This window comes from Spirosoma lacussanchae, assembly GCF_005870035.1.
GTDB classification, from domain to species: Bacteria; Bacteroidota; Bacteroidia; order Cytophagales; family Spirosomataceae; genus Spirosoma; species Spirosoma lacussanchae.
Genome location: NZ_SWJG01000002.1, coordinates 661,286 through 674,356 on the forward strand (window position 1 = coordinate 661,286; position 13,071 = coordinate 674,356).

General features: G+C 56.8%; 9 protein-coding genes. 8 read left to right on the top strand and 1 reads right to left on the bottom strand.

Going from position 1 to position 13,071, the window contains the following annotated elements:
- Positions 1-27: 27 nt before the first annotated feature.
- From FBR45_RS13115 to FBR45_RS13150, 8 genes are all read left to right on the top strand, one after another.
- Positions 28-1,509 carry a RagB/SusD family nutrient uptake outer membrane protein gene (locus FBR45_RS13115; protein WP_138502996.1) on the top strand — a complete coding sequence of 494 codons (1,482 nt, stop codon included), beginning with the start codon at positions 28-30 and terminating at the stop codon, positions 1,507-1,509.
- Complete coding sequence (locus FBR45_RS13120; RefSeq protein ID WP_246082222.1) at positions 1,506-4,130, top strand: glycerophosphoryl diester phosphodiesterase; 2,625 nt, start codon at positions 1,506-1,508, stop codon at positions 4,128-4,130. Before FBR45_RS13115 ends, FBR45_RS13120 begins: the two co-directional genes overlap by 4 nt.
- A gap of 60 nt (positions 4,131-4,190) precedes the next feature.
- A complete protein-coding gene (locus tag FBR45_RS13125; RefSeq protein ID WP_138502998.1) occupies positions 4,191-5,933 on the top strand; it encodes a sodium:solute symporter family protein in 1,743 nt (580 codons plus the stop codon).
- Between the two features lie 42 nt (positions 5,934-5,975).
- A complete protein-coding gene (locus tag FBR45_RS13130; RefSeq protein WP_138503000.1) occupies positions 5,976-8,024 on the top strand; it encodes a glycoside hydrolase family 2 protein in 2,049 nt (682 codons plus the stop codon).
- Complete coding sequence (locus FBR45_RS13135; protein WP_138503003.1) at positions 7,999-10,341, top strand: FAD-dependent oxidoreductase; 2,343 nt, start codon at positions 7,999-8,001, stop codon at positions 10,339-10,341. Before FBR45_RS13130 ends, FBR45_RS13135 begins: the two co-directional genes overlap by 26 nt.
- Positions 10,342-10,610: 269 nt before the next feature.
- Positions 10,611-10,907 carry a hypothetical protein gene (locus FBR45_RS13140; protein ID WP_138503005.1) on the top strand — a complete coding sequence of 99 codons (297 nt, stop codon included), beginning with the start codon at positions 10,611-10,613 and terminating at the stop codon, positions 10,905-10,907.
- A gap of 223 nt (positions 10,908-11,130) precedes the next feature.
- Positions 11,131-11,559 (top strand): DoxX family protein, encoded by a 429-nt coding sequence (locus FBR45_RS13145; protein ID WP_138503007.1) that lies wholly within the window; start codon positions 11,131-11,133, stop codon positions 11,557-11,559.
- A 231-nt stretch (positions 11,560-11,790) separates the two neighbouring features.
- Positions 11,791-12,636, top strand: coding sequence for a sugar phosphate isomerase/epimerase family protein (locus tag FBR45_RS13150; RefSeq protein WP_394344372.1), 846 nt, complete (start codon positions 11,791-11,793; stop codon positions 12,634-12,636).
- A gap of 22 nt (positions 12,637-12,658) precedes the next feature.
- Here FBR45_RS13150 and FBR45_RS13155 read toward each other — a convergent pair whose 3' ends face one another.
- Positions 12,659-13,069, bottom strand: a complete 411-nt coding sequence (locus FBR45_RS13155; RefSeq protein WP_138503009.1) for a VOC family protein — start codon at positions 13,067-13,069, stop codon at positions 12,659-12,661.
- Positions 13,070-13,071: the final 2 nt, after the last annotated feature.

Sequence of the window (13,071 nt, forward strand, 5' to 3'; positions counted from 1 at the left end):
GCACAATCCCTCAATCTATTTTCTGCCATGAGAAAGACACTTATTCCTATACTGGCCTTTGTGCTGACGCTTAGCTCGTGTGAGCTGGAGGAAACAATCTACTCCTCGATTTATACCGAAGCTTTCTACAAAACCGCAGCTGACGCCGAAAAGGGCCTGATTGCGGTATATGACCCCATTGCCGATATGTGTGTGGGGCCGGCACTGACAATCGTTTCGGACTTCAGCGCCGATCAGTGCTACCCGCGGGCGGTGGTAGGGCGCAACACGCTCACGCTGTTTTCGTACGATCCCAACTACACGACCCAGCGCACCGCCGGCCGGTTAAACGAAGCTCCGCAACAGATCTGGACCTCCTGCTACGACGGTATCGAAAAGGCCAACTGGATCATCGAAAAGGTGCCCAGTGCCAGCATGGACGCCACCCGCCGGGCGCAGATCGTGGGCGAAGCCTATTTTCTGCGGGCGTTTTACCACTGGACACTGACCAAAAATTTTGGAGATGTGCCGGTCAAAATCAATGCCAGTGTCGATCAGACCGAAGCGATAGTAGGCAAAAGCGCCCGGGCCGATGTCTACAAACAGATTTACAGTGATCTCGATCAGGCCGTGGCGGCCGGACTGGTATCCGGGCCGACGGTCGAGAAAGGGCGCCCCTCTAAAGAAGCGGTGAATGCCCTGTACGCCAAAGTAGCACTATATAACGAAGACTGGGCAAGGGCGCTGCAAAAAGCACAGGAGGTGATCAACGCCGGCAAATACTCGCTCATGCCCGATGTACGTGACGTGTACCGCTACGACCGCGAAGATCTGGCTCGGGTCGAGAATATCTGGGCATATGAGTCAGAAGGCGGCTTCAGCCCCAGCCGGGGCCATCAGCTGTCGGGTCTCTGTGGACCGCCAAACAGCGCCGGTGCCGAGTACTCACGGGCCTCATTTGGGTCCATGTTTGCCTACCAGTCGTTCTTCAACTCGTTCGACCCGAAAGACAAACGGCGGCAGTTACTCGACACGAGCTACGTGGACCGGAGCAATCGGGTGGTGCCGCAGCGTAGTATCACCCCGATCACGACCCAGGGGGTACTCATTAAAAAATACCAGGACCCCGTTTCGACGGTGGGCAACCTGCCCAACATCCCGATTCTTAGGTTGCCCGATGTGTATCTGGTTGCTGCCGAAGCCGAAGCGCGTCAGAACGGGCCCACCGCGCTGGCTTACGGGTTCATCAACGTGGTTCGGAGACGGGCCGGGTTGGATGATTTGCGGACCGGTTTGAGTAAAGATGCGTTCATTGATGCTGTCATACAGGAGCGGTCGTGGGAGTTTTTTGCCGAAGGTGACCGCTGGTATGACCTGACCCGTACGGGCAAGTACCTGACCGAGGTGCCCAAAGCCGTTAACAACGTTTACCCAACACGCCCTGTACAGGCCCGAAACCGGTATTTTCCGATACCGCTCGACGAACTGAATGCAAACCCGAAACTGGAGCAGAACCCCGACTGGAAATGAACACAATCACTAATCAGATGATCAGAAACCGGACGAGCAGGGCGTACGTACGCCGGGGCCTTTGGCTGCTGGTCGGGCTGCTGCCGGCAACCGTAGCCTGGGCGCAGTCGGCTAAGTCGATAGCGCTGGGCAACGAGCAGATTCGGCTTCGCTGGCGGGCGGGTGCCAGCGGCTATCAGCTGGCCGAGCTGTCGGTCAGGCAGGCCAGCCAGTGGAAACCGGTGGCAAATCCGTCGGGCGAGTTTACCCTGCTCTATACGGCCAGTAAACCCGCTGCCGAACCGGAACGAACCTTTACTGACAACACGGGCCAGGTGTTTCCGGGCGAGGCCTATCATTATCAGCGTGACCAGTGGCGCCAGACGACCAACAGCGTGGGACTTAATACCGCCGGTACGGCTTATCACTTCTTCCCGCAGGAAGCGAGTCAGTCAGGCCCGAACCGCATTCGGTTCCGGCACGAAACCGAGGTAGCCACCATCGTGTCGGACTGGTCGATCGATGCCCGACACCCGTCTGACCTGCTTGTCAGCCAAACGGTTACGGTAAAAAAGCCAGGCTTCTACTCGTCGGCCAGCCCTACAGTGGCTACCGTTGCCGAAACGGATATGCGCTGGGCTGCGGTTCCGGGCTACTGTCAGGGCGATGCCATCCAGCGTGATTTTGTGCGGGCCTACGCCTACGGGCAGGGGGTTCCCGACCTACCCGTCATCTACCGGGAGCGGTGTGCCAGTACCTTATGCCCGATGGTCAGCACGAAAAGCGGTCAGACCCTGGCTGTCATTCCCGATCCGTCGCTGGGCCGCGATCCCTGGGCCGTCGATAAAATTACCCAGGAAGACTGGAATATTGGTTTGTCTCACAAAAACCGGCGCTCGCAACTGAGCCCGACCCTGTATTTTCCGGTGCTGGGCGAGCCGAAATCGGAGCGTAAAGCCGGGGAGGTCTTTACATACTCGGTGCGGATCAGCCTGCTCGATGGCGACTGGTACAAGATGCTGAACCATGCCGTTTATGACGTCTTTCGTTTCGGCGAGTCGGTAGCGCTGCGGCAAAACAAGCAGTCGTTGACAGATCGCGTTCATCAGATGCACCAGTACCTGACCAACCCTAAAACGTCGCTGTGGAATGTTGAAGAGTTTGAAGGTAAAAAAATCGGCGCGCAGTCGTATCTGGGTGGGGTGGTCGGCTCCAACAAAGACGCCATGAAAAACTCCGACTACGGCGCCATGTGGATGCTGGCCGGGGCTACCCAGGACCCCTTGCTTACCCAGAACGTTTTACCCTACGCGCTGAATTTCAAGCTGGCGCAGCAGGAAACCAACGACGATTTTTTTAAGGGAGCGGTAGAAGGGCAGTATTACCTGGCCAAATCCAAAAAGTTCGTGGAGGAGTGGGGACCCGTGGTCGAACCCATTGGCCTGACGTATTATACCATGCTCGATATTGGCAATATGCTGCTCTTCGAACCGGATAATGCCGACCTGAAAACCCGGCTTCGGCTGGGTGCTGACCGGCTGCTGGTCTGGCAAAAGCCGGCGGGTAACTGGGCGGTGGCCTATGACAAAGCTACCGACCAGGAAGTATTCCTCGATATTCCGGACGTTCGCCCCACGTTCTACGGACTCATTGTCGCGTACCGGCTGTTGCGCGACGAAAAGTACCTGCGGGCCGCCCGGAAAGGCGCCGACTGGTTCCTGACCAATGCCGTCGATAAAGGGCATTTTCTGGGCGTATGTGGCGATGCCCGCTACGCGCCCGACTTTGCAACCGGGCAGGCGGCCCAGGCGTTGCTGGACCTGTACGACCTCACCAAAGATCAGCGCTATAAAGACGCGGCCATCAGGACCGCCAGACTCTATACGACTTCGATCTATACCCACCCGATCGTAAGCCAGGCCACCAAACAGGTGAACGGTACCAGCCGTCAGGATTGGGAAATTACGCAGTCGGGTCTCAGCTTCGAGCACGGTGGTATTTTCGGATCGGCCAACCGGCATGGTCCCATTCAGCTGGCTAGCCATGCCGGGTTGTTCGTGCGGATGTATGGCCTGACCAAAGAGCCGATTTTTGCCGATATGGCACGTTCGGCGGCCATTGGGCGCCATGCGTTTGTGGATGAGAAAACCAGTGTGGCCTCTTATTACTGGCATACCATGAACCGGGGCGCGGGGCCGTATCCGCACCATGCGTGGTGGCAGATCGGGTGGATCACCGACTACCTGATGGCCGAAGCCGAGCTGCGGTCGGGTGGTAAGGTGTCGTTTCCGCGTGGGTTCGTCACGCCCAAGGTAGGACCGCACCAGACCTATGGGTTTGCGCCTGGCCTGATTTACGGTCAGCCGGCCAGTCTGCTCATTCGCAACGAGCTGGTAACCCCCGCCGACCCCAACATCGATTACATAACGGCGGTATCGCCCGATCAGAAAAAACTGTTTATCGTACTGCTGAACAGCCACGCGCAGGCCACCACGACAACCGTACGGCTGCAACCGGCTGGTATCCGGGCCGGAGCGGGGCGACTGAGGAGTTTGATCAATCAGAAAAATCTGGATGCACAGCGGCCTAGCCTGACCCTGCCTCCCTTCGGGATCGACGTCTGGCAGTTTGACTGGCAGTAGGGTGAACCAGGGTAAACTAACTGCCACTCAACCGCCAATTGCTCATTTCCTCAATAGTCTATGAATACAACCATTGATACCGCCGTTATTGTCATTTTCTCTGCGTTTGTGCTGGGAATCGGGATGTTATTTGCCCGGACGGGGCGTAACCTGAAATCGTTTTTTGCGGGGGGCGAAGCCGTACCCTGGTTTATTGGAGGGCTATCGCTGTTTATGAGCTTCTTCTCGGCGGGAACGTTCGTGGCCTGGGGTTCTATTGCCTACAAGTACGGCTGGGTGGCGATTACCATTCAGTGGACTATGTGCATCGGGGCGCTGGTGACAGGGCTTTACCTGGCTCCGCGCTGGAAACGGGCCGGTGCGCTGACGGCCGCCGAGTTTATCCGGGAGCGGCTCGGACTTACGGTACAGAAAGTCTACATCTTCATTTTTACCCTGGTATCGGTATTTATCAAAGGCTCGGTGCTGTATCCGGTAGCCAGGCTGGTTAGCTCCTCGCTGAATCTGCCGCTGGTGCCCTGTACGATCGGGCTCGGTATCTTCATGATTGCCTACACCGCCGTGGGCGGGCTATGGGCAGTCATGGTAACCGATATTCTGCAGTTCGTGGTGCTGTCGGCGGCCGTGTTTATCCTGCTGCCCCTGTCGCTGGATCGGGTGGGGGGGCTGACGGGCTTCACCCAGGGCGTTCCCGACGATTTCTTCAACCTGCTCAACGGCGAATACACCATTGGGTTTATTCTGGCGTTTGTCTTCTATCACATTGCCTACATCGGTGGCAACTGGACGTTCGTGCAGCGTTACACCAGCGTCGATAGCCCGAAGTCAGCCCGGAAGGTAGCGTTTCTGTTTGCGGGTCTGTACCTCATCAGCCCCATTATCTGGATGCTGCCGCCTATGATCTACAAAGCGATCAACCCGTCGCTGGTCGGACTCGACACCGAAAATGCGTATCTCAAAATCTGTCAGCTGGTGCTCCCGCCGGGGCTGCTGGGGCTCATGCTCACGGGCATGTACTTTTCGACCTCCGCCAGCGCCAACACGGCGCTCAACGTGGTGTCGGCCGTGTTTACCAACGACATTTATAAGGGGCTCATCAGGCCCAATGCTTCCGACAGGCAACTTATTCGGGTAGCCCGTGGCTCGTCGTGGGTGTTTGGGCTGGGCATGATCGGAATTGCGCTGCTGGTGCCGGCTGCGGGCGGAATTGTGGAGGTGGTGCTGAGCATCTCGGCCATTTCGGGCGGGCCGTTGCTGGCGCCCCCGCTCTGGGCGCTGTTCTCGAAGCGACTGACCAGCCGCGCAACCCTCTGGATCACCAGTATTGGCCTTTTTGTCAATCTGTTTTTCAAGGTGCTTTCGCCCTGGCTGCTGGATTACAGGCTGTCCCGGTCCTGGGAAACGGCCGTTGGTGTCGGATTACCGCTGCTGCTGCTATTGATCTACGAGGTCTGGAAAGCCCGGCAGTCAGCCGCCCCGGCCGACGAGTACCTGAGCTACCGGCTGGCGCGCGCCCAGAAACAGGATCGGGCCCTGCTCGAACCCGACCAGCCCGAAGAAGCGCAGGCCATTCGGCAGCAGAACCGGTTTGGGCTGCAGGTGATAGCCGGCTCACTGGTGTTTACCTCGTTAATGCTATTGGGCTTGAGTTTTCTGGCCACGTCAGGAGCGGCTACTACGGCGGGTATTGCCGTGGTAATCTTACTGGCCGCCCTCATTCCCTGGCAGGCTTCCCGACGGGTTCAGGTGCTGGCGTCTGACCCGCCCGTACCGGACACCCCCAGCACCCTCACCAATGTATAACCCATACAGCAACGTCCCTAAACAGCCCTTATGCATTACGTTATGAAATACCTGCTCACGGTACTAGGTATCGCCGGCAGTATCCTGGTACAGGCTCAGCACACCATTCGCGAGCCGAAAGCCATACGCTTACACGGAGCCGACTGGCAGTTTGCGCTCGATCCTGCCGGGGTGGGCGAAGCAGGCGAATGGTACTCCAACAAGGTGCCCGCCAGTCGATTCGATAAAGTCTCCGTTCCGCACTGTTTTTCCGTTGACCCCCGGTATCAGTTTTATACCGGTACGGTCTGGTATCGCCGGGCGTTTCCGTGGCGGCCCGCCGGAGGGAAGCGTGTGCTGCTGCATCTCGATGGCGCCTATTATGCCACCACCGTTTACCTCAACAACCGGAAAGTAGGGGCGCACGAAGGCGGGTATACCCCCTGTCGACTCGATGTTACGGACTTTCTGAAGACAGACGGTACCGATAATCTGCTGGCCATTTCGGTCAACAACAATACCTGGTTGCCGGGCAGCATACCGGGCGCCAAAGACAACAACCAGCCCAACGACCCATTTCCGGGCTGGATGAACTACGGCGGACTAATCCGCCCGGTCTACCTGACCGTTGAACCCGCCGTGTATGTCGACAATATCAAAGTTGAAACAAACCCCGATCTGGCGAAAGGGACGGCCGTGCTAACCGTCAGGACCCGCCTGCGCAATACGTCCGGACAGGCCGTCTCGCCCGGTATGCAGCTACAGGTCCGGCAGGGTGAACGGCCGCTGGCACTCAGCTGGAAAACCACGACGGGCACCATTGCCCCGAACCAGACGGGTGTGCTGGAAGCAACAGTCTTGCTGAAAGGGCCCGATGTGAAACTATGGAGCGTCGATCAACCCACCCTCTACGACCTGCAGGTGATCAGCGGGTCGGATACGGCCCATACGCCTTTCGGAATACGCAAGGTAGAGGCTCGGAATGGTCAGCTGCTGCTGAACGGTAAACCCATCCGGGTGGCGGGCGGGAACCGGGTCGTCGATTATCCGACCCTGGGGTCGATGGAGCCCGACTGGCTGGTCGAGAAAGATCTTCGGCTTATGAAAGAAGCCGGCATGGAGCTGCACCGCCTGACCCACTACACCCCTTCTGAAACGGTCTACGATTGGGCCGACCGGCATGGGATGCTTATCATCACGGAAGCCGGCAACTGGCAACTGACACCCCGCCAGATGGATAACGATACCATTCGGGCCAAGTTCCGGCAGCAGTTTCGCGAGATGGCCGAGCGCGACTGGAACCACCCCAGCGTCATTGCGTACAGCGTAGGGAATGAGTACCTCTCCGAAACGCCTTCGGGACAACGCTGGACCAATGATATGATTCAGTACGCCCGGCAGCTCGACCCGACCCGGCTCTACACGTTTGCTTCCATGCGGTTGAACATATTACCCAAGACCGCCGATGGCGAGGCCAGTCAGTACTGCGATTTCGTGTCGACCAATACGTATGGCAACCATGCCGTCGTTCTCGACCACATTCACCGGCTCTATCCCGATAAACCCATATTCATCAGCGAGTGGGGCCGCCGGGCCGATACGGAAACCGGAGAAGTCGGTCAGGTGACTCATCTGGAAGAGGTTATGGCCGAGATTAGAAAACGGCCGTATGTCATCGGCGCATCGTGGTGGTCATTCAACGATTACCAGAGCCGGCATCTGGGTACGAACCCGAACGGATACCGACCCTGGGGCCTGGTAGGGCCGGAGCGGACAAAACGCCTGCTGTATGCGGCCCATCAGCGCGAGATGGCCCCGCTGACCATTCAGAAACTAAGCTTCACCCCGGGCCCCGAAGGGCTTCATACGTTGCAGCTCCGGGTGGTGGCCCGCGCTGATTTTCCGGCCTACGCGCTTCAGAATTATCGATTGCAGGCCGCCGATGCCAATCTGCTTATTCCGCCGTTGCAGCCCGGTCAGCACGTCGATCTGACGGTGCCTGTTCGTGGTTTCGACCGAACACTCAACGTAGCCGTCCTGAAACCGACGGGCTTTTCTGTTCTTTTTCAATCTATTGACTTAACGAATGATACGCGAACAAGCAACCGATAAACGATCCCTCAAAACCGTTCGACACCAGGCCGATCTGATCGTAACGGGTGGTGGCTTATCCGGCACCTGTTGCGCCATTACGGCCGCCCGGGCTGGGATTCAGGTCATTTTAGTGCAGGACAGGCCCGTGCTGGGTGGGAATGCTTCGAGCGAAGTTCGGCTGTGGGTACTGGGCGCTACATCGCACATGGGCAACAACAACCGCTGGGCCCGCGAAGGGGGCGTTATCGACGAACTGCTGGTTGAAAACCTGTATAGAAATCCCGAAGGGAACCCGCTCATCTTCGATACCATCCTGCTCGAAAAAGTAATGAACGAGCCCAACATCCGGCTGTTGCTGAATACGGCGGTATACGAGGTAGAAAAGGCCAGTGCCGACACGATCAGCGGGCTAAAAGGCTTCTGTAGTCAGAACAGTACCCTCTACGAGCTGTCGGCTCCTTTGTTCTGCGATGCCTCGGGCGATGGGATTGTGGCGTTTCAGGCCGGAGCCGCCTTTCGGATGGGGGCGGAGTCGCGCGAGGAGTTTGGGGAGAAGTTTGCCCCGACGGCCGAGTACGGTGAGTTGCTGGGCCACTCGCTTTATTTCTACACCAAAGATACCGGCAGGCCCGTCCGGTTTGTCCCACCGGCCTATGCGCTCGATGACATCACTAAAATTCCGCGCTATCGCCGGTTCAACGCCCAGGAGTACGGCTGCCAGCTCTGGTGGATTGAATACGGGGGGCGGCTCGATACCGTTCACGACACGGAAGCCATTAAGTGGGAGCTGTGGAAAGTCGTATACGGCGTCTGGAACCACATCAAAAACTCCGGCCTGTTTCCGGAAGCCGAAACGATGACGCTCGAGTGGGTCGGCCATATTCCCGGTAAGCGCGAAAGCCGCCGGTTCGAGGGCGACTACCTGCTGACACAACAGGATATCGTCGAGCAGCGTACCCATGCCGATGCGGTCGCGTTCGGAGGCTGGTCGATCGATCTGCACCCGGCCGACGGCGTATTCTCCGAAAAGCCGGGCTGCAACCAGTGGCATAGCAAGGGTATATACCAGATTCCGTACCGCTGTCTGTACAGCCGTAACATCACCAATCTTTTCCTGGCCGGGCGTATTATCAGCGCTACCCATGTAGCCTTCGGATCGTCGCGGGTGATGGGAACAAGCGCTCACGTAGGCCAGGCCGTCGGCATGGCAGCCGCGCTTTGTACACGGCATACCCTATTACCCCGCCAGTTAGTAACCCCCGTAGAGACGCAACACTTTGCGTCTCATGTGCGCCAGCCGGTTTCAGCTGACGCGCCAGAGACGCAAGGTGTTGCGTCTCTACAGATGGAACTGTTGAAAACAGGGCATCATATTCCGGGCTTTCGGTTGAAAGATCCGGAGGATCTGGTTCAGCAGGCTACGCTCCGGGCGTCGAGTGAATACCGGCTGGCGGCCTTTCCGCCCGATGGTCCTCTGCTGCCGCTGGCCCAATCGGCCGCGCAGATGCTGCCGCTGCCGGCCGGTCCCGTTCCCGGTCTGACGGCCTGGGTAGTGGCCGATGAAGAGACAGAACTGACAGTTGAGCTACGGCGAAGCAGCAAGGTCGATAACCATACGCCCGATGTGACCCTGAAAACGCTTCGCATTCCGCTGCAAAAAGGACGTCAGGCCCTGGACCTGCACTTCCAGGCCCATGTTGAGGAGCCGTGCTACGTGTTTGTCATGTTTCTCAAAAACAAATCCGTTCAGCTCCAGTACAGTCTGTTTCGGGTAACGGGCGTATTGTCGGTTTTCAACAAGATCAATCCCGCGGTGTCTAACTACGGCAAGCAGGAGCCAACGGAAGATATCGGAGTCGATACGTTCGAATTCTGGTGCCCTGAACGGCGTCCGCTGGGGTATAATATGGCACTGGCGCTGGATACGCCCATCCGGCTATTCGGAGCCGGGAACATACGCAACGGCATTCAGCGGCCCACCCGCCAGCCTAACGCCTACGTGGCCGATCCGGCCGATCCTAACCCGACTGTAACCCTGAGCTGGCCCACGACGCAGCGTATTGCCCGCGTCGATCTCTTTTTTGATACCGATTATGATCACCCGCTGGAGTCGGTTATTATGATTCATCCCGAAACGGCTTCGCCTTTCTGCGTGCGGGAGTTTATACTGTGTAACGACAGGCAGGAGCGAATCTGGCATGAGACGGCCAACCATCAAACCCATACCGTTATCCGATTCGATCAGCCGGTTGTGACCAGTAGTCTAACCATTCACCTGAAAGCCACGAACGGCACTGCCCCAGCCAGCCTGATGGAGGTTCGATGTTACGCCTAACGTCAAAGTTGCAATCGGTCAGTGACGAAGCCAACAGGTCACTGATTTCTGTCAAAAGCCCCATGAACTGGGGCTTTTTTTGTGAAAAAATACCTTTAAAGAACTAAAATGGCTGAAATGAGGAAAACTGTGGCCGAAATGCGTTAATATCCATTGTGAACAAAAAACAATATTTGTTTATTATTTAAGTCTGTCTACAGAACCGCTGGACTACTACACATCAACAAACTGCCAGCGCTTTTTTGTATGACTGATAATTCCAGACTCCTATGCAATATATTGATGAATCGGAAGCCTTTAAGCGAGTTACCTGTACCATCAGGCTCGGCCGTCAGCCAGTCAGCAAAAGTCAGCCCCAGACTACGCCCGAGCAGACGATCCCTTTTTTACGAAAATCGCTTTTAGGCAAAAACTGGTCTGCCGAAAATAACAAGCTGCCCGAAGCCGGGGAACCGCAGGGGTTACCGACGGACGAGTTTGAACGGCTCTTTCAACAGTATAAACGAGCTGGGCATGAGTACTACCAAAGGCTAAGTCAGCAGACCGACAAAACTGCCCCCCGCTAGGTTCCTGTCTTTCTGTTGTCTTGAAACGGCCACTAACCCGCCTGTAGATAGGCGGGTTGGTGGCCGTTCTTGCAGGCGCCAGCTTTACCTCTTTGGCTTCGTCCAGGGGCTGCTATGGGAAAAGATGGCCTGATCACCCCCCAAAATTGCCCCGTTTACCCCCCGTTGGGCCGGGTGCCGAGCGGTATATTTACCTGATTGATCAACCAAACGACAGGTAAACATGGCTACGAAAAAGACAAAAATCATGTACTGGATCTTCACCGGTTTGTTCGCCTTTGTGATGCTGGGCTCCGCCATTCCTAATATCATGGTCGACCCCATGTCGGTTCAGGGCTTTCGTGAGATGGGGTATCCCGTCTATCTGATTCCGTTTCTGGGCTGGGCTAAGCTGCTGGGGGTTGTAGCCATCCTCGTGCCTGGTTTTCCCAGGCTTAAAGAGTGGGCCTATGCTGGTTTATTCTTCGACCTGCTGGGGGCTACGTATTCCATTCAGGCCATTGGAAAGCCTGTTGTCTACTGGGCACCAATTCTGCTCTTTGTAGCCGTCGGGGTGGGTTCGTATCTGTGCTATCATACTCTGCAGCGGCTGGCTACCGGTACATACAAAGATCGGCAACCGGCGGCCGGGTCCGTTGCCTCAACTTTATAAGGGCCGGAAGGCACACGGGCGAGTCGCTGCGTTCTTCGCTGGCGGTCTGAGTCATACAGGATTCAGACCGTTTTCTTTATAAATACTTACCCGAATGCGGGAGTGGAGTTTTTGAAAATCAAGACTGGCGGCATGGGTAAATTCAGCGCGATTTTCGCTTGAAATCACAAAACGCTCCGTAAGCCGACGGCTCACGAAGAGCTAATCGTCTATTTTAATCAAGCTGGATTCGTGAAGACAAACACATTGCTCCTCGCCTTTTTGCTACTGGCATCGGTAGTGCAGGCCCAGAAAAAAGTATTCCCCCAGGCGCCGGGTATGGTGTCGTATACCTATCGCAACAGCTTCTCGAAAAATGTGGCTGCAACTCTTGATACCATCAAAGCACTGGGTATAACAGATATGGAATTCTCGAACTTGTTTGGGAAAACCGCAGCTGAATTACGTAAGCTTCTCGACGAACGCGGTATGAAGTGCTCCTCGTTCGGGGTTAGCTACCCGGATGCGCTGAACAAGACGCAGGAAGTGGGCCAAAACGCCAAAACCCTGGGCGCCAAATTTGTACGGGTTGCCTGGATTCCGCACGATGGACCCTTTACCATCGACATGGCCAAAAAAACCGTGGCGGATTTCAACCAGATTGGCAAACGCCTGAACGACGACTATGGCATTACGTTCTGCTACCATAACCACGGCTTCGAGTTCCAGCCGTATCAGGATGGCACCCTCTTCGACTACATTGTTCAGCAGACCGACCCTAAGTACGTAAGCTTCGAGATGGATATTCTCTGGACGTTTTTTCCGGGCCAGGATCCTGTGGCCCTGCTTAACAAATACGGCAAACGCTTCAAACTCATGCACCTGAAGGATCTGCGCAAAGGCGTTACCGGCAACCTGTCGGGGGGGACTCCCGTCGAGAATGACGTGGCGCTGGGAACGGGCCAGATCGACCTGGCGGCTGTGCTGAAGGCAGCCCGCAAAGCCGGTGTTCAGCATTATTACATTGAAGACGAAAGCCCCAGCATTGCCACCCAGGTCCCCCAAAGTATTGCCTACCTCAAAAATCTGAAAGACTAAGTACCGGCGGAGGCTGGTTCGGTTAGCTGTCGGCGGGTGGTCGTTGCAGAATTTGAAGCATATTCCCCTCCGGATCGAAGAAACTACGGACCTGGCCTCCGCCAATAGCCTCAACCCGCTCGCCATCCCAGCGAACGCCCTGCTGGTCGAGATAGGCGATGGCCCGATCGATGTCGGCAACCCGCAAGGCCAGATGCGACCAGCCGGGTGTCCAGGTGGTGCGGGGGGACCGGGTCGTGTCATCCTTTGGCATGATCTCGAGCAGGGTATTATCAGGCGCCTGTAGCATCCAGACCGGCCGGCCCGCGTCGGCTTTCCAGTGGCGGAACCACTTCGTATAGCCCAGCACTGCGCAGTACCAGTCGGCCAGGGTTTCTACGTCGTCGGCAGCAACGGCCGGATGGTCAACACCCGTAAGCGAAAGTTCATTCATCG